General features: G+C 40.8%; 20 protein-coding genes. 13 read left to right on the forward strand and 7 right to left on the reverse strand.

Annotated features, from left to right (window positions below; all coding sequences use genetic code 11):
* Positions 1 to 106: 106 nt before the first annotated feature.
* The 3 genes from FTU39_RS01545 (at position 107) to FTU39_RS01555 (ending at position 1,350) form a co-directional block, all read left to right on the forward strand.
* Positions 107 to 637, forward strand: coding sequence for a hypothetical protein (locus tag FTU39_RS01545; protein WP_096900966.1), 531 nt, complete (start codon positions 107 to 109; stop codon positions 635 to 637).
* A 126-nt stretch (positions 638 to 763) separates the two neighbouring features.
* Positions 764 to 1,072, forward strand: a complete 309-nt coding sequence (locus FTU39_RS01550) for a type II toxin-antitoxin system RelE/ParE family toxin (protein WP_096900967.1) — start codon at positions 764 to 766, stop codon at positions 1,070 to 1,072.
* A complete protein-coding gene (locus tag FTU39_RS01555) occupies positions 1,069 to 1,350 on the forward strand; it encodes a HigA family addiction module antitoxin (protein ID WP_004971994.1) in 282 nt (93 codons plus the stop codon). The genes FTU39_RS01550 and FTU39_RS01555 overlap by 4 nt, the downstream gene beginning before the upstream one ends.
* A gap of 73 nt (positions 1,351 to 1,423) precedes the next feature.
* Here FTU39_RS01555 and lysS read toward each other — a convergent pair whose 3' ends face one another.
* Entirely contained in the window at positions 1,424 to 2,950 is a 1,527-nt protein-coding gene (gene lysS / locus FTU39_RS01560; RefSeq protein WP_096900968.1) for a lysine--tRNA ligase, read from the reverse strand.
* Between the two features lie 316 nt (positions 2,951 to 3,266).
* On the opposite strand from lysS, the gene FTU39_RS01565 reads away from it, so the two are divergent.
* Positions 3,267 to 3,773, forward strand: coding sequence for a YqiA/YcfP family alpha/beta fold hydrolase (locus FTU39_RS01565; RefSeq protein ID WP_180051631.1), 507 nt, complete (start codon positions 3,267 to 3,269; stop codon positions 3,771 to 3,773).
* A gap of 110 nt (positions 3,774 to 3,883) precedes the next feature.
* On the opposite strand, the gene FTU39_RS01570 is transcribed toward FTU39_RS01565, so the two are convergent.
* The gene (locus tag FTU39_RS01570; protein ID WP_004972003.1) at positions 3,884 to 4,426 is read right to left on the reverse strand and encodes an adenine phosphoribosyltransferase; all 543 of its coding nucleotides are present in this window, start codon (positions 4,424 to 4,426) and stop codon (positions 3,884 to 3,886) included.
* Positions 4,427 to 4,910: 484 nt separating this feature from the next.
* Between FTU39_RS01570 and rubA the strand changes: the two genes are divergently transcribed.
* From rubA to FTU39_RS01595, 5 genes are all read left to right on the forward strand, one after another.
* Positions 4,911 to 5,075 (forward strand): rubredoxin RubA, encoded by a 165-nt coding sequence (gene rubA, locus FTU39_RS01575; RefSeq protein WP_004972007.1) that lies wholly within the window; start codon positions 4,911 to 4,913, stop codon positions 5,073 to 5,075.
* A 72-nt stretch (positions 5,076 to 5,147) separates the two neighbouring features.
* Positions 5,148 to 6,326: an FAD-dependent oxidoreductase gene (locus tag FTU39_RS01580; protein ID WP_096900969.1), complete on the forward strand. Its 1,179-nt coding sequence runs from the start codon at positions 5,148 to 5,150 to the stop codon at positions 6,324 to 6,326.
* 56 nt (positions 6,327 to 6,382) lie between these two features.
* Complete coding sequence (locus FTU39_RS01585; RefSeq protein ID WP_131261612.1) at positions 6,383 to 7,321, forward strand: alpha/beta fold hydrolase; 939 nt, start codon at positions 6,383 to 6,385, stop codon at positions 7,319 to 7,321.
* Between the two features lie 13 nt (positions 7,322 to 7,334).
* A complete protein-coding gene (oxyR, locus tag FTU39_RS01590) occupies positions 7,335 to 8,240 on the forward strand; it encodes a LysR family transcriptional regulator OxyR (RefSeq protein WP_096900971.1) in 906 nt (301 codons plus the stop codon).
* A 365-nt stretch (positions 8,241 to 8,605) separates the two neighbouring features.
* Positions 8,606 to 9,241 (forward strand): LuxR C-terminal-related transcriptional regulator, encoded by a 636-nt coding sequence (locus tag FTU39_RS01595; protein WP_004972014.1) that lies wholly within the window; start codon positions 8,606 to 8,608, stop codon positions 9,239 to 9,241.
* Positions 9,242 to 9,351: 110 nt separating this feature from the next.
* On the opposite strand, the gene ppk1 is transcribed toward FTU39_RS01595, so the two are convergent.
* Together ppk1 and mtgA are read right to left on the reverse strand one after the other, a co-directional pair.
* Positions 9,352 to 11,433 (reverse strand): polyphosphate kinase 1, encoded by a 2,082-nt coding sequence (ppk1, locus tag FTU39_RS01600; protein ID WP_179993568.1) that lies wholly within the window; start codon positions 11,431 to 11,433, stop codon positions 9,352 to 9,354.
* A 133-nt stretch (positions 11,434 to 11,566) separates the two neighbouring features.
* On the reverse strand, positions 11,567 to 12,241 hold the full coding sequence (gene mtgA / locus FTU39_RS01605; RefSeq protein ID WP_180051632.1) for a monofunctional biosynthetic peptidoglycan transglycosylase: 675 nt from the start codon (positions 12,239 to 12,241) through the stop codon (positions 11,567 to 11,569).
* Positions 12,242 to 12,317: 76 nt separating this feature from the next.
* On the opposite strand from mtgA, the gene FTU39_RS01610 reads away from it, so the two are divergent.
* Positions 12,318 to 13,133, forward strand: a complete 816-nt coding sequence (locus FTU39_RS01610; protein WP_180051633.1) for a rhomboid family intramembrane serine protease — start codon at positions 12,318 to 12,320, stop codon at positions 13,131 to 13,133.
* Positions 13,134 to 13,179: 46 nt separating this feature from the next.
* Here FTU39_RS01610 and FTU39_RS01615 read toward each other — a convergent pair whose 3' ends face one another.
* Both FTU39_RS01615 and FTU39_RS01620 read right to left on the reverse strand, forming a co-directional pair.
* The gene (locus tag FTU39_RS01615) at positions 13,180 to 15,669 is read right to left on the reverse strand and encodes an ABC transporter permease (protein WP_180051634.1); all 2,490 of its coding nucleotides are present in this window, start codon (positions 15,667 to 15,669) and stop codon (positions 13,180 to 13,182) included.
* A 1-nt stretch (position 15,670) separates the two neighbouring features.
* Entirely contained in the window at positions 15,671 to 16,420 is a 750-nt protein-coding gene (locus tag FTU39_RS01620) for an ABC transporter ATP-binding protein (protein ID WP_180051635.1), read from the reverse strand.
* Positions 16,421 to 16,432: 12 nt separating this feature from the next.
* Between FTU39_RS01620 and FTU39_RS01625 the strand changes: the two genes are divergently transcribed.
* Positions 16,433 to 17,062 carry an arylesterase gene (locus tag FTU39_RS01625; RefSeq protein WP_180051636.1) on the forward strand — a complete coding sequence of 210 codons (630 nt, stop codon included), beginning with the start codon at positions 16,433 to 16,435 and terminating at the stop codon, positions 17,060 to 17,062.
* 39 nt (positions 17,063 to 17,101) lie between these two features.
* Here the strand turns inward: FTU39_RS01625 and FTU39_RS01630 are convergent, their stop codons facing one another.
* Positions 17,102 to 17,716: a carbonic anhydrase gene (locus FTU39_RS01630; RefSeq protein ID WP_004972031.1), complete on the reverse strand. Its 615-nt coding sequence runs from the start codon at positions 17,714 to 17,716 to the stop codon at positions 17,102 to 17,104.
* A gap of 302 nt (positions 17,717 to 18,018) precedes the next feature.
* Here FTU39_RS01630 and FTU39_RS01635 point away from each other — a divergent pair, with 302 nt between their 5' ends.
* Positions 18,019 to 19,077 (forward strand): alpha/beta fold hydrolase, encoded by a 1,059-nt coding sequence (locus FTU39_RS01635; protein ID WP_373686600.1) that lies wholly within the window; start codon positions 18,019 to 18,021, stop codon positions 19,075 to 19,077.
* An 18-nt stretch (positions 19,078 to 19,095) separates the two neighbouring features.
* Complete coding sequence (locus FTU39_RS01640) at positions 19,096 to 20,109, forward strand: hypothetical protein (protein WP_179996878.1); 1,014 nt, start codon at positions 19,096 to 19,098, stop codon at positions 20,107 to 20,109.
* The last annotated feature ends 71 nt before the right edge of the window (positions 20,110 to 20,180 follow it).

Consider the following 20,180-nt stretch of genomic DNA (forward strand, 5'->3'; position numbering starts at 1 on the left):
CTCATTTTTGAATAACTTCATAGATTATTCATCTAATTCAGTGCTTCAAGCATGAACAAAAAATGCTTAAAGTAAAAACATATTTTTTTATTTTTAAGATGCTCCCATGCCACAGATTGAACAGATCAAATCCAAACTTGAACAGGCGCAGCTGGCTGGTTTTTTGTATCAGCACAGCCCTGAGCTACTCGTCCTACAAGAGCCTTTAAACGATGATGCTTCAATGCTGAATGTTTTTGTGCAACATGAACTCAGTGCAGATCAGATTGGGCTGCAATTTGGTTTGCGTTGCCGTGATCAACAACTCTCCTTTTTAATAGGCGTGACGCATAGCAATCAAGACCGCAGCTATGAAATTGGTGCGGGCAATTTAAAGGCCGAACAAAAAGCCTTTAACTTAATGTATGCATTTTATAATTATCCTAAAGGTTTTTATTTGGTAGATGTGCCTTTAAATGCAACCACGGCAGAACTGCATCAAGCGATTGAAACGCAATTATTTTCGCAAGAAAAACTGGATTTCTTAAACACTGCTATTAAAACCAACCCCATGGGTACACAAGTAACTTGGATGAAAGCGCATATTTTACAGCAAGCTTTAGAGATGAAAGTACGGATTCAAACGGCGTTGTTATAAGCATCATCACTTTAAGTTTCTGCGGATTACGCAAGATGCACTTAAACCCCGCCAAAACTGGTTGATTGATTAAACTCGAAATTATCGTATACTGTACATATACACAATACACTTGGATACTAAGGCTTGATTAAGAGTTTTAAACATAAAGGTCTTCAGGCTTTTTTCCAAACTGGTTCAACAGCAGGTATTCAAGCAGCGCATTCTACAAAATTACGTTTAATACTTGCAGCACTACATGCTGCATCTACGGTGAATGATTTGCGAACTCCACCCAATTGGCGTTTACATAAATTGAGTGGAAATCTACAAGATCAATGGTCACTAACAGTAAATGGTAATTGGCGTGTAATTTTTAAATTTGAAGATGGTGATGTCTACATTGTAGATTATTTGGATTATCACATAGCTTCTAGCGCAGGAGTACAAAGATGAATATGATGTTTAATGCACCTCATCCGGGCGAAATGTTGCGCGAATATATTGGTGAAACTTCTGTGACTGAAGTGGCTCAAGCACTTGGAGTGACACGTGCAAACCTATCTCGCATTTTGAATGGTCATACTGGAATTTCTGCAGATATGGCGATTCGTTTGAGTGAAGCCTTAGAAACCTCACCAGAGTTTTGGTTGAATTTACAAATGCAGCATGATTTATGGCTTGCCAGTCAACGCCAGCGACCTATGATCAAAAAATTGGTGGCAAGTGTTTAACTTTAAGTTACAACAAAAAAACAACCTGCATTTCTGCAGGTTGTTTTTTATGTCGTCAACGATGCGCTAAAACTTAGTTTTTATGACGCATGTGTGGGAATAAAATCACATCACGGATACTCGCAGCGTTGGCAAACAACATTACCAAACGGTCAATCCCGATGCCCTCACCTGCAGTTGGTGGTAAGCCGTATTCCAAAGCTTCAACAAAGTCTGCATCGTAATGCATCGCTTCATCATCGCCTGCGTCTTTTTCTGCAACCTGTGCTTGGAAACGCTCAGCTTGGTCAATCGGGTCATTTAATTCTGAGAAACCATTCGCCAATTCACGACCACCAATAAAGAACTCAAAACGGTCAGTAATGTGTGGGTTATCGTCATTACGACGTGCCAAAGGCGACGTTTCTGCAGGATATTCTGTAATGAAAGTCGGCTGACGTAATTGAGTTTCTACGGTTTCTTCAAACACGATGGTTTGTAGTTTGCCCAAACCAAAACCAGGCTTCACCTGTTCTTTCAATTCTTCCTGCACAAATTTAGCCAAGAAATCACGGTCATTAACATTTTCTGGCGTGAATTGTGGATTATGCTCAAGAATGGCATCAAACATAGAAATTTTCTTGAATGGGCCTTTGAAGCTATACACTTCATCGCCATACGGCACATCGGTAGTACCCAAAATATCCAAAGCCAGTTTTTCTAGCATTTGCTCAGTCAATGCCATCAAATCTTTATAGTCGGCATAAGCTTGGTAGAATTCGATCATGGTAAATTCAGGGTTATGACGTGTAGACACCCCTTCATTACGGAAGTTACGGTTAATTTCAAACACACGTTCAAAACCGCCAACCACTAAACGCTTTAAATATAATTCAGGCGCAATACGCAAGAATAACGGCATATCTAAAGCATTATGATGCGTTTCAAATGGACGTGCCGATGCACCGCCAGGAATCACATGCATCATTGGCGTTTCAACTTCCATAAAACGCTGTTCAGTTAAAAATGCACGAATACCCGAAACCACTTTGGCACGAATTTCAAAGGTTTTACGGGTGTCTTCATTTACGATTAAGTCTAAATAACGCTTACGATATTTCGCTTCGGTATCGCTTAAACCATGATATTTGTCTGGTAATGGACGTAAAGATTTGGTCAACAATTCAAAATGTTGAATATGAACATATAAATCGCCTTTGCCTGAACGACCAATATAGCCTTTCACTGCGATAATATCGCCCAAATCTAGGCTCTTGATCGTCTCTAATGTTTCAGCACTAAGTTCTTTACGCGCCACATACAACTGAATACGACCTGTCATGTCTTGAATTACGATGAATGAACCGCGGTTCAACATCACACGACCTGCTACAGACACATACACTTTTTCGCCTGCTTCAATTTCTTCTTTAGAAACTTCTGCGAATTGTGCCTGCAAATCTTCTGCGTAGTTTTCACGCTTAAACGTATTTGGCCAAGGGCTAGTTCCCTTCGCCTGCGCTTGTTCTTGAATTTGCTTTAACTTGGCATGACGCTGCGCAATTAAATCGTTTTCGGAAATAGTGGGTTCAGAAGTCGATTGAGCGTTATGTTGCGTCATCTCTGCCTCGAATAATTACTAAAAAAAGAAGTTCAATAGAATAGCAGATTTAGACACGATTTCGTATGCCTTCTCTGACTCGAGCAATTTATTTTTTAAATTGCCACTTGCTTTTGTGATTTTTTGTAGACTTAGACCAAAAGCTAACTTCTTTCTCAGGCTAAGCGCACTACAATATTGTTCAGAAAATAGATGAAAAAGACCGTATTTTGCTGTTTTTAAACCTGCTTATGTATCAGTCTAAATATTTTATTTTCTATCCACTTTATCTTTAGGCTCAGTTTGACTCAAGATGTTTAACTTTGTGAATCTGACAATGAATACATGTGCTTTAAAAGTCTTGTTTTTACATGGATTAGATTCCTCGCGGGAGTCGACTAAATTCCATGCCATAGATGCAAAACAAAAATTTTGTATCAATGTCGATTATCGCAACTTAAATTATCAAACTGTTGCCGATTTTTATCACAATATCATTCAAAAAATTAAGCCTGAAATTTTGGTGGGACATAGTCTAGGCGGCTATTGGGCACTCAAAATGTCTTTGTCGCACCATATTCCGTGTGTGGTGGCAAATCCAAGTTTAGCTCCCACGTTTCGCAATGACTATCCTGCAATTTCAGATGATGACTTGCAGCACGATATTCCACAATTGGCTTATTTAGAATTGGGCGATGAAATTTTGGATATGCATGCCGTGCAAGCATTTTTAGAAAACTATATGCAGACCTCTACTTTTGAGTCTGGGCATCATCGCTTATTGCATCCAGAAAATATTAATTCTTGTATTCAGCAAATCGAACAAGCTTATATTGCCAAATAAAGTCAAAGCTATCCATTAAAAATAATCAATTAAACATCACCCATTAAAAAAGCCTGATCACAACTATGGAGATCAGGCTTTTTTACAGCAGTTACAATAACTTAAAAGGATTAAGCCACTGCTTGTTCTGGTTTAGATTTATTGTCCAATACGGACCAAATATCTAAACCTAAATTTTTGTGTAAATCTGGTAAGTCTAGGAAAATGCTTGCACCTAAAACTTGATGATTACATTTTTCAGCCAATTGTTTCACTGCTTTTAAAGTGCCACCTGTCGCCAATACATCATCTACAATAATGACTTTTTGCGCTTGCACATCGGCAGCCATTTCTAAACGGTCTAAACCGTATTCTAAGCTATAACCCACACCCACAACTGGTGGTGGCAATTTACCTGCTTTACGCACAAGTACCAAACCTTTGCCTGTACGCTGTGCCAAAAGGCTCGCCAATACAAAACCACGTGCTTCTACTGCAATAAAGCTTTCAACTTCAGCTAATTTTTCTGCAGGAATGCTGGCAATTAAAGCATCTGTTAATGAATCCAAATTATTCATAAACAAAGGCGTTAAATCATAAAAATCTACGCCTGGTTTTGGAAAATGAGGAACTGTACGAATATGCGACCACAAAAAAGTAGACAAATTGCTCATGGAAGATCAGAAATGTGACTAAAGAATGGTTGAATTTTACCGTTTATTTTCACATAAGGCTAGTGATCGAATCGGCAAGACTGCCATCAATCACGCATCAAAACACTACAAGGTTTTGATTTTTATAAACTTTAATATACTTAAAAATATTAATATATATTTATTCCATAATAAAATAGCAAAAATATAAGACTTTTACTGTACGACCAAGGTCTTAAATGGCATTTAAACGCATAAAAACGTGATTTTTCCTGCAGCCATTCTCTCATTACAATGCCGTATCTATATCAAAAGAGGTCTTTTCTGCGCGGTTATGTCCCATGCAGCTATTCATTCTATAAAAGCACAGATTAAAATCGCTTATTTACTTTACTTTAGCCGTATAACTGCGTAAAAATTTAATCAAATAGATATATCATACAACTAGTCGTAGATAAGTTTTTTGCTGATCTGGAAATTTAAAGATCGGTTTATGGAGAATTGAATGAAAAAGTATCAATGCATCGTTTGTGGATGGATTTATGACGAAGCAGAAGGCTGGCCTCAAGATGGTATTGTGGCAGGTACATTATGGGAAGATATTCCTGATGACTGGACTTGCCCAGACTGCGGCGTTTCAAAAGCTGATTTTGAAATGATTGAAGTTTAAGACCACGAAAAGACCATGTCCGATGGTCTTTTTTTAACGCCAATTTCTATGCCCTCATTTGGAGTACACCTTATGCATCCTATCGTTATTATTGGTTCAGGCATGGCAGGTTATACTGTTGCACGCGAGTTTCGTAAGCTAAATGCAGAACAAGAGTTAGTCATGATTTGTGCAGATGATGCTGCCAATTATGCCAAACCAACTTTATCTAACGCATTGGCGGGCAATAAAGCCCCTGCTCAAATTGCATTGGGCGATGCAGCTAAAATGGCAAGCCAACTCAATATGCGTATTGAAACCCACACTTGGGTTAAAGCAATTGATGCAGAAGCGCATGTACTTGAATTAGAAAAAGAGGGTGTAAGCAGCCAACAACCTTATTCTAAATTGGTTTTGGCAGTGGGTGCGAATCCTGTACGTTTAGCCATTGCGGGCGATGGCAGTGATGACATTCATGTGGTAAATAATTTAAGTGATTACACCGCATTTCGCCAACAGCTTGAACAACGTCAAGACAAACGTGTGGTGATTTTAGGTGCAGGTTTAATTGGTTGTGAATTTGCCAATGACTTGCAGCAAACAGGACACCAAGTCACGGTGATTGACCTTGCACCACAACCACTAGGTCGTTTATTGCCGGATTATGTAGCCAGTGCTTTTAAACAAAACCTAGAAGAAACGGGTATCCATTTTGTATTGGGTACAACCGTTGAAAAAGTTTCGAAAATTAAAAATGACGACTATTTAGTGACCATTACCAGTGGTCAGTCTTTAATTGCCGATGTGGTACTGTCTGCCATTGGTTTACAACCAAACATTGCTTTGGCTAAAACAGCAGGCATCGAAACCAGTCGTGGGGTCTTAACCAATGCGCAACTTGAAACCAGCCAAGCTGATATCTATGCAGTAGGTGACTGTGCGGAAGTGAATGGTATTTTATTGCCGTATGTGATGCCAATCATGCAGCAAGCACGTGCCTTAGCCAAAACCTTAAATGGTGAAACTACTCAGGTACACTACCCTGCCATGCCTGTTGCAGTGAAAACACCTGCTGCACCACTGACCGTTTTACCTGCGCCACTAGGGGTAGATGTCAACTGGCATACCGAAGAATTTGACGATGGCATGATTGCCAGAGCCTATGACCAAACCGATACCTTACGTGGCTTTGTCCTATTAGGCGCAACAGCGGCCAAACAACGCTTGAGTTTGACCAAATTAGTGCCAGACTTATTGCCTGTATCGGAATAAAATAAAAACAATAAAGGGCGATTGATTTCGCCCTTGCCTGACATGAGGATCACAACATGAATAGTGCACTTCAGTTCACCACATCGCCCTATACGGCATTTATGCACGAAACCAAAGTCGATTTAGGCAACGGAATTCAGCTGCATGTCGAAGTGGGCGGCAAAACTGAAGATCCACCTATTTTGCTGATTATGGGTTTAGGCGCACAAATGTTGTACTGGCCCGATTTCTTTTGTAAATCACTGATTGATCAGGGCTATCGTGTCATTCGCTATGACAACCGCGATATTGGTTTATCATCCAAAATTCGCCACAAAGGTCCACGTCTGAACACCTATAAAATGATGGGGCGTTTTAGCTTAGGTCTGCAAAACCACGGTGCGCCTTATAACTTATTTGATATGGCGGATGATGCTGCATTGCTATTAGAGCGCTTAGGCATTGAAAAGACCGAGGTGATTGGTGCTTCTATGGGCGGCATGATTGCACAAATTTTGGCAGCCAAATATGCAGATCGCGTGAATAATTTAGGCTTATTATTTACCAGTAATAACCAGCCTTTTTTACCACCACCATTTCCGAAACAACTGTTCAGCTTGCTAGAAAGACCAAAATCACAAGATGAAAATGGCATTGTTGATCATAGTTTAAAACTATTTAAGGTGATAGGCTCACCTGGCTATGTGAATCAACTCGAAACGATGCAAACTGCACGCAAATTATATCAGCGAAGTTATTACCCTGCGGGTGTACTTCAACAGTTTTTAGCAATATTATGTACAGGCTCGTTGCTACAACTGGACAAACAAATTCAGCAACCTACCCTTGTGGTACATGGTTCGCAAGATCGTTTGCTCCCACCAGGGCATGGTAAGGCTGTTGCGAAAGCGATTCCGGGCGCTAAGTTTGAATTAATCAAAGGAATGGGGCATGATATTCCTCCACACTTTATTCCTCATCTTAGCGAACTGTTTGCTCACCACTTTAAATCATAATCATTAGGACACTATGGCTGCATTACCATCTTTAAGACAGCTGTCATACCTCGTTACACTGTCTGAAACGTTACATTTTACAGAAGCGGCTCGCCGTTCTTTTGTAACTCAGTCGACTTTGTCTGGCGGGATCATGGAACTGGAGCGCCTGCTTGGCGGCGTACTGGTAGAACGTGATCGACAGAATGTACGTTTAACCCCATTGGGTGAACAAGTCGTAGCACGCGCCCGTGTTCTGTTAGCAGATGCACAGGACTTAATGCGTTTAAGCCGTGAAATGAGTGAGCCTCTCACAGGTGATTTACACTTAGGCGTGATTCCAACCATTGCCCCATTTATTTTGGCGCAACTGTTAGATGAAGTGCATAAGCAGCTACCTAAAATTCAATTGCATTTACACGAAGCGCAAAGTGAAAAAATTGTCGAAAAACTGGAGCACGGCAATTTAGATATGGTGGTGTTAGCCCTGCCATTCGATACGCGTGGTTTGAAAGTGGCTGAAATTTCTAAAGAAGATTTGTTCTTGGTTTATCACAAGGGCGATCAAAAATCGGCGCAGGCCAATTCTTTAGATGATTTGGATTTATCGCGTTTAATGCTGCTTGAAGAAGGTCATTGCTTACGTGATCACACTTTAAGTGCTTGCCCGATTGGTGAACGCAAAAACGATCATCGTTTAAAAGCCAGCTCTTTGCCGACCTTGGTTGAAATGGTGTCTGCAAATTTAGGCTTTACCCTATTGCCTGAAATTGCAATTCATAATGCCATGATCAAATCGAATCCAGATTTACAGATCAAAAGTATTGAGGCTGCACCAAGCCGTACTTTGGCTTTAGTGACGCGTAAAAGCACGCCATTACAAAGTGAATTTGACGTTTTGCTGCAGATTTTACAGAAAATCACTCAAAACGCAGTCTAAATTTAGACACATGATCCAACATTTCATTAAGGAGCCAATCTGGCTCCTTTTTTATTTTTCGTTCAAAAATGTGTATTGTTTTTGCAGTTCAGGATGATTTAAGTGACTTATAAATATGAACAAGTTTTTAAAATGTGAGATTCATCACAAATTCAACAATTCACTCTTACCACTGAACGAAAGAACAGGATCGAGTTACATTACTCACATTTTCAACACATTTCAAAAAAACATATTCAGCAACAATTACTTATATTTACCCTTTTTATATAAAAATCACTATATTTAAGGATATTCAGTTACAGCAATATCACGCACAATCTATTTATCAAAATTATTTATAGAACAGCACAGGAGTATTTGTCATGATTCACAGAGATCTCATTTTACCTGTGCCTGTTCTGCTGATTGATGATCAGGTAGAAGCATCACAAAATTTAAGCCACATTTTACAAAATTTTGGCTACCCTAAAGAGGTTCTACTTTGCAGCCCATCGCTCGCAAATGCAGTGCTGATGGTGCAGCAACATTTGCCTAATTTGGTATTTATCAATTTACAGTCTTGGTCAAAAGCTCAAATTGATTTTATCCAAAATCTCAAACTTTTCCGTAAAGATACCTTAATTGTGGCGGTGCTGCCTTCCAGTATGCCCAAACAATTGCTACAAGCTATTCATTTAGGCATTTCAGCCTATGTCTTTAGCGACCAATCTGCAACAGGCATGCAAAACCAGATTCGCACCATTTTACGTGGCGGCTCACCGCTAGACGGCAACTTAGCCAATGAAATCTTAGCCTGCGAACAATCCATTGTCGCACATGGTCATTCTTTGGCACTCTCTAAAACTGAACATGAAATATTGGCGCTTTCAGGACAAGGTTTACCTTCACAACAAGTTGCTGCCAACCTGAATGCTTCAGAACAACTGGTGCATGGTTATGTGAAAAGTATTTATCGCAAAATTATGAATGCGGATGATGCGATGTGCTGTTTTTCTTAAATTATTGATCAATAAATATCAATCAAAAATATAAGTCTTAAATAAATATTAGAAACAAAAAAAGAGCGATGTCTGGCATCGCTCTTTTTACCTGTTATAAATGTTTGAAACTAAACAATACTATCGGTCAGGATACGCTGCGCATTGTGTGGTTCTTCACCCTCAGCTGCTTTTACACGCACCCAAGTTCCATCACCCTGCAACAGCCACGCCTGTTGATTGTCTTGCATGTAGGTCAATAAACCTTGCTCATAAATACGCTTTTTCAAAGCTGGATCTTCAATTGGGAAACACGCTTCAACGCGGTTAAATAAGTTACGATCCATCCAGTCAGCACTTGAACAATAAATACGTGGATTGCCATTATTAGAGAAATAATAGACACGGGTATGTTCAAGGAAACGTCCGACAATCGAACGCACACGGATATTTTCCGATAAGCCCGGCAAACCTGGGCGCAAGCAGCAAATTGAACGGATGATGAGATCAATTTGCACACCCGCCTGAGACGCCTCGTACAATTTATTGATCAATTGCATTTCAGTCAGTGCATTCACTTTCACAATAATTTGTGCGGGCTTACCTGCTTTAGCATTGGCAATTTCTTCATCAATATAATTCACCAACTGTGCGTGCAGGGTAAATGGTGCATGCAACAACTTTTTCAGTTTTGCCATTTTACCCATGCCTGTTAGCTCTTGGAAAATACGATGCACATCTTCACACAGCTCTTTGTCTGTGGTCAGTAAACCATAGTCGGTATAAATACGCGCATTGCCTGCGTGGTAGTTACCTGTGCCTAAATGTACATAACGCACCAATTTATTATTTTCACGGCGCACCACCAAAATCATTTTGGCGTGGGTTTTATACCCCACAATACCGTACACAACCACAGCGCCCGCTTCTTGCAACACGTTAGCCACAGCAATGTTAGATTCTTCATCAAAACGTGCACGCAGTTCAATCACCGCAGTCACTTCTTTACCGTTTCGTGCAGCCTCTGCAAGCACTTGTACAATTTCAGAATCTGCGCCACTACGATATAAAGTTTGTTTGATTGCCAAGACTTGTGGATCACGTGCAGCTTCACGCAGCAAGTTAATCACGGGTGCAAAAGATTCAAACGGATGGTGTAATAAAATGTCTTGCTTTTGCATCGCTGAAAAAATATTTTCAGACTTTTTTAACACCTTTGGAATGGCGGGTGTATGTGAATCATAACGTAAATGTGGACGTTTAAAATTAGACAATAAACGCGCCAAGTTCACTGGGCCATCTACTTTATAAAGTTGCTCTTCTTCAAGATCAAACTCATCTAACAAATAATCATAAATGGCTTTCGGGCAGTTTTGCGTTACTTCTAAACGTACCGCACGACCAAAACGGCGTGAGTTTAATTCGCCTTTTAGGGCTTTAGCCAAGTCTTCAACATCTTCATTTAAGGCCAAATCTGCATTACGGGTCACGCGGAATTGATAGCATCCTGTCGCAGTCATGCCTGGGAATAAGTCAGACACATGCTCATGAATAATTGCTGAAAGCATGACGTGGTGCTCTTTACCGCCTGTAAGTTCATCGGGTAAACGCACTACACGTGGTAATGAACGAGGAGCAGGAACAACCGCCAAATCAATTTGACGACCAAAAGCATCTTTCCCTTCCAAAGTCACAATAAAGTTCAGGCTTTTATTGACCAAACGTGGGAATGGATGTGCAGGGTCTAGGCTAATTGGGGTTAATACAGGGGCAACTTGCTCTTGGAAATATTTTTTCACCCATGCCGATTGTGTAGGGGTTAATTCACCACGACGTAAGAAACAAATGTCTTCTTCACGTAATTTTGGCAAAATTTCCTGATTTAAAATACGGTACTGGCGTTCAATAGCAGCATGTGCTGTTTTAGAAATTTGATCTAACACTTGTTTAGGTGTTAAACCATCTGGGCTTCGGCTTTCATTGCCCAAGTCCAATTGTTCCATCATGCCCGCAACACGAATTTCAAAAAACTCATCCAAGTTACGTGAAAAAATCAGCAGGAAGTTCATGCGTTCCAACAAAGGATGCAACGGATCGACAGCTTGCTCAAGCACGCGCAAATGGAAATCTAAAATAGACAGTTCGCGGTTAATGTAGCGATCATTATATGTATATTCTGTTTGCGCAGGAGTCGCGCCTGTTGCCGTATTCATACCCACCTATGCTTTTTTAAAATGTTTGGCACTGCTACAAGTATGCTTCAATTTTGTGACATTTTCATAAAAAAAGCCTAAAAAATTAGGCTTTGTGGATATTTTCACATTTTATAGTTTGTTTTCGCTCAATTTAGGGAATTTCCGCATAACGCATATAGCGCTGCACCATCTGTTTACGGGCTTTTAATGCCCCCGCATTACGATGTTCCTGAAAATATTTTGGATTGGTTAAAATCACAGCCAAGAAAATTGCTTGATCACGGCTTAAACTTTTTGCACTTTTGCCAAAATAATGCTGTGCCGCAGCTTCGGCACCATAAATATTATCGCCAAATTCTACCGAGTTGAGATAGACCTCTAAAATACGCTGCTTTGACCACATACGTTCCATCATCCATGTCGCCACAACTTCTTGCCCTTTACGCAAAAAAGATCGCTTATTGTATAAAAACAAATTCTTGGCGAGCTGCTGAGAAATTGTGGAACCACCTGCAACAACCTTGCCTTCATCTTTGTTCCGTTCCAGCGCAGTTTGAATACCTTCCCAGTCAAAGCCATGATGTTGCATAAATTTGCCATCTTCGGCAGTCACCACAGCTCGCTTTAAATTATCACTGAGTTGGTCATAGTCGCGCCATTGATGTTGTATAGGCTTACTCGGTTCAGCCCAATAATCCAAACGCATCATCATGGTCGATTGCACAGGCTGCGTACGCCACCACACCAAGCTGCTAAAAATCCATAATTGAACCAAAAGCACCACACTGACAAGAATTAACAAAGTTCGTATAAAAAAAGCTTTCATCTTGGTGCATGGCTCCTGAAGCGTTATTTTTTCGTGTTAAGCTTAGATTGATCACTACGACACAATATTCAAATATATGTCCCAACATCCCCCAAAGCTGCGCAACAATAAAGTTGAAATTCACCTGTGGTGGATTACCGCAGCCCTGATTGCAATAAACGTGGCTTTGTTTGCATGGCAAGTGCTCAACGGCATGAACATTAGCAATCCTAGCCCGCAAGATGCAATACGCTGGGGTGCTGATTATGCACCTTTAACCTTTTTGGCGGAACCCATTCGCCTGTTCAGCAGCATGTTTTTTCATTTCGGTTTAGTACATTTAATGTTAAATATGTGGGCCTTGTATATTTTTGGCAGCGTCAGTGAACAGTTGTTTGGGCGTGTCTATTTTATAGTGTTATATGTTTGCGCAGGTTTGATGGGTAGCCTGCTTAGTGGCTATGTCAGCATTCAAGACAGCTATACCCTGCTCGAACAAGGTGTCGCTAATCCAAAGCTGTTACCTAGCGTGGGTGCAGGTGCATCGGGTGCAGTGATGGGACTTGGAGCTGCACTGACGGTATTGGCGTTATTGCCCCAATTACCTCGCCAAAAATTTCTGTTGGATGGCAAGACTTTGGTGATGGTGATGGCACTGAACTTAGGTATGGGCTTTATGATCAGTGGCATTAATAATGCTGCACATATTGGCGGCATGCTCATGGGCGCAGCCATGACACTCATTTGGTACCTTGGACAACGCAGCAAACACAGTAACTTAGTGAACAGTTTTGCGATGCTCCTTGCACCATTGGGTTGTGCTGCATTTTACTGGTATTGCCATCAACTGCTTGCCCCAATTCAACCCCTTTGGCAAGAACTGCTTAGCATGATGCAACGCAGTCTGGGTTAAACAATCAACCTTTACAACAAGTAAAACAACATCAACTAGAGATGAATCAGGACTGATTCATCTCCCTTAAACTTTGCAGTGGCGGAATATCGCATAAATAACTTAAACGATAACGTCCAATCAAGGCACACAGCACGGTCATAAATACAGGCAAAATCAGCCAGATGTCCCAATGTGGTTGCAGCATTAAATCCATGCGGTAACTGGCAACAGCACTAATGACTTCGGCAAATAAACACGCCACTATTCCCGCCATAAAGCCCATAAAACCGATTTCCAGACTCAACATACGTTTGAGCTTTTGTTTAGAACTACCAAAAGAACGCAGTAATGCGACTTCGCGTTTGCGCTCATCCATCAGCAAGTTTAAACACGCGATTAATACCAACAGCCCAGACACACTCACCAAAATGGCTAAAATGGTGATGATCTGCACCAACACATTCACAATACGTTTGATTTCATCCAAAATTAAACTGACATCAATAAATACTGTATTGGCAAACTGCTGAATCAATTGAATCAGTTTAGGCTTATCGGCCTCGGGTACATAAAAGCTGCCCAAATAACTACCTGCATTTTCATCCATAGTGTGCGGTGAAAAAATAAAGAAAAAGTTAGGGCTAAAACTTTCCCATTCCACCGTGCGCAGATTAATGACTTTGGCTTGTAGGATACCTTCAGGCAAATTAAAACTGAGCTGATCACCAATTTGAATACCAAGTTCTGCGGCAGTATTGGCCTCGACCGACACCTGTCCGACAGCACTGAAATCTGCCTGCCCGTTCACAATGATATTATCGGCAGGATAACGGTCAGACTGTGTCAGGTTGAGTTCGCGTCTTAACGTATTGCTTTGCTGAATTAAGGCGTCGGCAAAAGGTTGATCATTTTTGGCGACCAAACGCCCACGTATATTTGGATAAAGTGGCGTGCTGTGCCACTGCTGCTGCGTTAATTGTTGTTGAAACTCAGGCATATCAAACGGTGGCAAGCCGTAAACAAACTGATTGGGTGTTCCTTCGGGCAATTGCTGCTGCCAACGATCTAGCAGGTCGGTACGCAACACTGCAAGTACCGTAATTAAACTTAATCCTAAAGCCAATGCAGTAATTTGAAATGCCGTGACAGCAGGCGCACGAATATACGCTGCGAGTCTGCCTTTAGAATGACGCAATAATTTTAATAAACTCCACACCACTCCATACAGCAATACGCACAGCGCAATAATCGCACCAATCACCCATGTACTAAGCACTAAACTTTCGGTCAAGACCACACAAAATACGATTAGACTTAGCGTCCCTGTAAGCAACATCCACCACCATGCACGCATATTTTTGTCTTGCTGACGAATCACCCGTATTGGTGCAGTATTCAGTAATTGCAGCAAATTTGGTAAAACAAAACCAAACAGCACGACGGCACTGGTTAGCATGGCAATCGGCAATGGCCCAAGCAACATTGCCATGGCTGAAAATTGAATTTCCAGGTGCGGAATCAGTTGCAGCATGATTTGCAACAAAGCATAGCCCAACGTCACGCCCAAAATACTGCCAATGCCCATAGCGATAATTAAGACCAAAGCAAGCAAAGCCAAATAAGCGGCTAAAATTTGTCGTTTACTTGCACCAATACAACGTAATAAGGCGATATGATCCTGATTTTGTTGCACATAGCGCTGACTGGTCAAACCAATCGCAATCCCACACAATAAAATGGTCAGGATATTCGCTAACTGTAAAAAGGTATCTAAATTGGCAATGGGGCGCATTAAGCGAGTATTGCCTTCACTGGCATTGCGTAGTCTTAAACTACTTTGTTCTTCAAAGTTTTGTTCAGGGCTGGCCGTTTGCTGTGCCTGTGCAGGCTGTTGTGTATGTGTTTTAAAATACTGCTCAAAATTTTGTGTATCTTTGGCGCTGCCTGCCAACAACAAACGGTAATCTATGCGGCTACCCACTTGAATCGCGTGGGTACGTGCCACATCGGCCTGTGAAATAATTACTGTCGGCGAAAAACCTGAAAAACCGAGTTCCTGATTAGAATCATGTTCAATTTTGGCAGTCACGGTAAATGCTGCATCGGCAATATTCACCGTTTCACCAAGTTTAACGTGAAGCAAATCCATGGCACGTTGGCTGAGCCAAATTTCACCAGATTGAATCTTGTCCGCTGCAGGACTCACCCTCAATTCACCACGTAACGGAAAATTGTGCTCAATCGCTTTGACATTCACCATCACAAATTGCGCTTGAGTATGTGCCATCGAACTAAATACAGTCACATGCGACTGTTGTAACTGATGTGCAGTCGCCTGATCCTGCCAGTCTTGCGCAATGGGCTCATTGTCACTCAGGACTAAATCACCCGCCAACATTTCTGCCGCTTGCAACGCTACCGCATTTTGAATTTGTTCATTGCTAAACTTTAAGGCCGTGGTCGCACTAATCGCTAAAGTCAGCGCAATAATCAGTAAATATACACCACTGCTTTTAAAACTCTGCTTTAACAGCGGATGAAATAATGCGTTCATTTCATCCTCCTGTTATGGCAGCAGTTGGCTTAGCTGCAAATTGCTCAACCAATTGCCCATCAATTAAGGCATAGTGACGCTGACATTGTGCCGCCAGTTTCGGGTCGTGCGTGACCAACACCAAGGTTGTGCCCAACTCGCGGTTCAATTCAAATAACAATTGCTCAATTTCAGTTGCAGTTTCCCCATCCAAATTTCCTGTCGGTTCATCGGCAAAAATAATTTTAGGTTCACGAATTAAAGCGCGTGCAATGGCGACACGTTGTTGCTCACCTCCCGAAAGCACTTTCGGCGTTTGCTGTGCTTGTCGTCCTAAACCCACACGTTTCAGCAAGTTGAGGGCTTTTTGTTCAGCTTCTGCATATTTAAATTTTTCCTGTAAACGCAGGGGCAACATCACATTTTCCAGTGCAGTTAAATGTGGCAACAACTGAAAAGACTGAAACACAAAACCAATATGCTTTAAACGAACTTCTGCACGTTGTTCTTCATTTAATTCTGCAATCGACTCACCACAAATCAGCAATTTTCCACTACTGGCTTGATCTAAAGTTGCCAAAATACCCAATAAGGTCGATTTTCCCGAACCCGAACGACCAGTAATAGCAACTTGTTCGCCTGCCTGAATATCGAGGTTTAAATTCTCAAAAATGGTCAATTGTTTTTGTGCAAGTTGTATCTTTTGTGTCAAATTTTGGGCAGAAATAATCGTTTGTGGCATGATATTAGATTCTTTAGTGTTTTGAGTCATACGTTTCCCATTATGCAAAATCGCAATCTAACTAGTCGTGTCTTCCCGCGTGTGTTGCTGCTCGGACTATGTTTCAGCCCATTCGTGGTATCTGCAAAAACCATTATGATTGTAGGTGACAGCTTAAGTGCAGGTTACGGCATACAACCACAACAAGGTTGGGTTCACTTATTGCAAAAACGTTTAGAACAACAGTATCCGAAACAGCATAAAGTGGTCAATGCAAGTGTCAGTGGCGAAACCACCAGTGGTGCTTTGGCGCGTCTGCCTAAATTGCTGCAGACCCATCGTCCAGACGTTGTAGTCATTGAGTTAGGCGGAAATGATGGCTTGCGTGGACAACCACCACAAATGATTCAAAAAAATTTAGCAAACTTAATTCTGCACAGCCAAAAAGCCAAAGCGAAAGTGGTGATTTTTGGGATGAAAATGCCGCCCAATTACGGCTCGGCGTATAGCAAAGCATTTGAAAATAACTATAAAGTGGTGAGTCAGCAATATAAAGTCAAATTACTGCCATTTTTTATGGAAGGTATTGCGGGCAATAAGCAATTGATGCAAAAAGATTTAATTCATCCAAATGCCAAAGCTCAGCCTATTTTGCTAAATAATGCTTATCCATATATCAAAGGCGCTTTATAAAGCGCCTTTGAGGAAAATCTAATTGCTGTGCGGTTCAGATTAAAAATCAAAAAAAACCACTTCACCTGTTTCCAGTGAATATTCCGCACCAACCACTTTCAACTGACCTTGTTCAATCAGGTTTTCTAAAACCGCTGAACCATGACGCAATTGATTTACCGATGCAAACACATTAGAACGCACCGCATGCTTAGACAATTTCGCCAAATCATTTTTTAGTTCAGTCTGCATTAAAGTTTCAACTGAAGGTCGAACACGGTTCACAATCGACATTAAATTTGCCGATGGCGGGCAGTCTGGGCACATTAAAGTATCAATTGTTGCTTGAATTGCACCACAGTGACTGTGTCCTAAGACAACAACCACAGCACAATCATAACGCTCTGCCGCAAACTCAACACTACCTACCTGTGATGGTGCAACCACGTTGCCCGCAACACGAATTACAAAAAGATCACCCAATCCTTGGTCAAATACCATTTCTGCAGGAACACGTGAATCTGAACATCCTAAAATAATGGCAAATGGATTTTGGTCTTCTGCCATTTCTGCACGCTGTTGGTGCGACAATTGCTTCGGATGTCTGGTATCACCAGAAACAAAACGTTGGTTTCCTTGTTTAAGACGTTCTAAAGCTTCTTGAGCTGTTAGCATTCTTGATTTACCACCGATCTTTGAAGTTGCGATATTCTAAAGCCAGTTTTTATGAATGTCACTTGCAAAAAAATATGCAGCTGCGCTTTTCTTTATTCATTTTTGTTATAAATTTTTTCACTTTTTATTGAGATAGGTCACATTTTCTACCAATTTCAAAGCTTTGATCAAAAAAGCAAGGGATGACTTTCATTTTTAAACGCCTACAATAGACAGAATACACTTGTGCAATTAGACCTAAGAGCTAGTGCCTATCATTATTGGAGCCTGTTTTGGGTTCGTCAGGGGAAGACGTTTTCATGATGAAATTTATTCGATCACGTTATCTACATACGACTTTATTGGCTTTGGGACTAAGTACATCTTGCCTTGTGCAAAGCGCTGCGCCCAATCCATATACCTTCACAAAAAACAATAACGCCAGTAACAGCAACGCAACTGAACTTAAACTATTACAAAATCATTTTCAGCAACAGCGCAAACAAGCAGGACTAAGCTCTAAAAGCATTCGTGTTGGAGATGTCGTCTGGAGCTATAACGAAGGTGGCTCGCACAGCAAACCCACAATTTTATTGATTCATGGTTTGGCAGGCACACGTGATAATTGGAACCGTGTCGCGCAATTTTTAACCCCACATTATCATGTGATTATTCCAGATTTACCCAATAGCGGTGACACCAAAACTCCAAGCAATTTTGATAATTCAGTTCCGAATGTAACTTCACAACTGCGTCAATTTATTGAAGCAATTGACTGTGAAGAAAACTTACACGTGGCAGGACATTCTTTAGGCGGCTCAATTGCAACCGTGTATGCCTCGCAATATCCTTTTGATACGCAAAGTTTATTTTTACTCAATAGTGCAGGCATTTATAAACTTGCTAATACGCCTTACACCAAAAATCCATTATCTTTAAATGACTTAATTGTGAGCAAACATGGCGATTTAGCCGACGTCGCCAAACAAATCATGCAAAGCCCGCCTGCCATGACCTCACAAATTCAACATGCGCAAGAAGAAGTCCTGATTTCTCGCTCAGAACAAACCCGTAAAGCAATTGAGCAAATTGTCAAACTCAACCGTATTTATACTCCAGACTCATTTGCACGTTTAGCAGGATCAATTGAAGCACCGACCCTGATTTTATGGGGTAAGCAAGATCGCATTATTAATGTTGAAGTGGCGAAGGAATTACAATCTTCACTCAAACGCGCCGAAACACCTGTGATTCTTAATAATGTTGGACACATGCCGTTATTGGAAGCTGAAAAACAAGTCGCACAATATTATTTGCCGTTTCTGGCTAAAACTCAGAACCTAAAAAACCCACTTGCTGATAAACTGATTCCTCTAAATTAATTATTATATAAAACCTTCATGCAGAAACATCCCATCATTGAGCAACTAATTGAAGCTCAGCTTGATTTTTTAGATCAAGAATTTAACCAAAGTGAAATGGTACAAACTGAATTTATGCAGTTTTACCAATGGTTTCGCAAACAAAGCTTACAAGATTTATGGACATCTGAAGCCATTCATCAACTGATTCAACATCAAATTTTAAATACACCTGCCAGTTCATTTTTAGTGGAACAAATTGCTGAGCATATTCGTTTTGCACTGGTACACCCTGTTAATGACAGCAGTAAAATTGCCGATGTGATACCTGTGCTGACCATCGACAAAATTGCACAATATGTTGCAAGTAAAAGTGGACATCGTCAGCGTTTGATTAAAGCCGTGGTGAATAATCCTGCCTTTGCCGCCATGATTACCCAACTCATTCAACATTCCATTCAGGATTATATGGATAATTCGGTGATCGCCAAAAGCGTGCCTGGCGTATCGCGTTTTATGAAAATGGGTAAATCGGTTTTGGAAAGCGTTACCGATACCAATTTAGACCAGACCATTCAGCATTATTTGCAAAAAAATGTGCAGAAGCTGACTCAAATGAGCGAGTCGGTGCTTAATCAACATTTTGATGAGGAAAAACTGTATCACTTCCAAGCCAATTTATGGCACACAGTTAAAGACTTGCCACTTTCCGTTTTAAAAAATTATATTGAAGTACAAGACCTATCCCAAACTGTCAATTTAGGACATGAAATTTGGGATCATTTACGCCAAAGTGACTATTTGAAACAGCAAGTGCATGATGGGGTTTATGCGTGGTATGTACGCAATCAGGCGCGCCCTTTTGACTTGTTATTGCACGACTTAAACATTGATGAAGCGCTAGTCCAACAACAATTACAACAACTGTTAAATCCAGTCATTCAAAAAATGATCGCTGAAGGCTATTTAAAGCAACGTGCGCGCCATTATTTAGAGAAATTTTATTATTCTGAAAAAACACAACAAATTTTAAATCTACAAACGAATGAATAGGGTCTGTTGACAATTTCAGATAAAAAATAACCTCCTAAAATTTAGGAGGTTATTTTTAAGCGAGGCTTAGA

This window comes from Acinetobacter sp. YH12099, assembly GCF_013419195.1.
GTDB classification, from domain to species: domain Bacteria; phylum Pseudomonadota; class Gammaproteobacteria; order Pseudomonadales; family Moraxellaceae; genus Acinetobacter; species Acinetobacter towneri.

Excerpts from the sequence above, each read along its gene's own strand:
- FTU39_RS01630 (WP_004972031.1), bottom strand. The coding sequence starts at position 17,716 with ATGCTAACAGCTCAAGAAGCTTTAGAACGTCTTAAACAAGGAAACCAA.
- FTU39_RS01545 (WP_096900966.1), top strand. The coding sequence starts at position 107 with ATGCCACAGATTGAACAGATCAAATCCAAACTTGAACAGGCGCAGCTG.
- FTU39_RS01595 (WP_004972014.1), top strand. The coding sequence starts at position 8,606 with ATGATTCACAGAGATCTCATTTTACCTGTGCCTGTTCTGCTGATTGAT.
- FTU39_RS01555 (WP_004971994.1), top strand. The coding sequence starts at position 1,069 with ATGAATATGATGTTTAATGCACCTCATCCGGGCGAAATGTTGCGCGAA.
- rubA (WP_004972007.1), top strand. The coding sequence starts at position 4,911 with ATGAAAAAGTATCAATGCATCGTTTGTGGATGGATTTATGACGAAGCA.
- FTU39_RS01565 (WP_180051631.1), top strand. The coding sequence starts at position 3,267 with ATGAATACATGTGCTTTAAAAGTCTTGTTTTTACATGGATTAGATTCC.
- mtgA (WP_180051632.1), bottom strand. The coding sequence starts at position 12,241 with ATGAAAGCTTTTTTTATACGAACTTTGTTAATTCTTGTCAGTGTGGTG.
- FTU39_RS01570 (WP_004972003.1), bottom strand. The coding sequence starts at position 4,426 with ATGAGCAATTTGTCTACTTTTTTGTGGTCGCATATTCGTACAGTTCCT.
- FTU39_RS01580 (WP_096900969.1), top strand. The coding sequence starts at position 5,148 with ATGCATCCTATCGTTATTATTGGTTCAGGCATGGCAGGTTATACTGTT.
- lysS (WP_096900968.1), bottom strand. The coding sequence starts at position 2,950 with ATGACGCAACATAACGCTCAATCGACTTCTGAACCCACTATTTCCGAA.
- FTU39_RS01625 (WP_180051636.1), top strand. The coding sequence starts at position 16,433 with ATGCAAAATCGCAATCTAACTAGTCGTGTCTTCCCGCGTGTGTTGCTG.
- FTU39_RS01610 (WP_180051633.1), top strand. The coding sequence starts at position 12,318 with ATGTCCCAACATCCCCCAAAGCTGCGCAACAATAAAGTTGAAATTCAC.
- oxyR (WP_096900971.1), top strand. The coding sequence starts at position 7,335 with ATGGCTGCATTACCATCTTTAAGACAGCTGTCATACCTCGTTACACTG.
- FTU39_RS01615 (WP_180051634.1), bottom strand. The coding sequence starts at position 15,669 with ATGAACGCATTATTTCATCCGCTGTTAAAGCAGAGTTTTAAAAGCAGT.
- FTU39_RS01635 (WP_373686600.1), top strand. The coding sequence starts at position 18,019 with ATGAAATTTATTCGATCACGTTATCTACATACGACTTTATTGGCTTTG.
- FTU39_RS01585 (WP_131261612.1), top strand. The coding sequence starts at position 6,383 with ATGAATAGTGCACTTCAGTTCACCACATCGCCCTATACGGCATTTATG.
- FTU39_RS01640 (WP_179996878.1), top strand. The coding sequence starts at position 19,096 with ATGCAGAAACATCCCATCATTGAGCAACTAATTGAAGCTCAGCTTGAT.
- ppk1 (WP_179993568.1), bottom strand. The coding sequence starts at position 11,433 with ATGAATACGGCAACAGGCGCGACTCCTGCGCAAACAGAATATACATAT.
- FTU39_RS01620 (WP_180051635.1), bottom strand. The coding sequence starts at position 16,420 with ATGACTCAAAACACTAAAGAATCTAATATCATGCCACAAACGATTATT.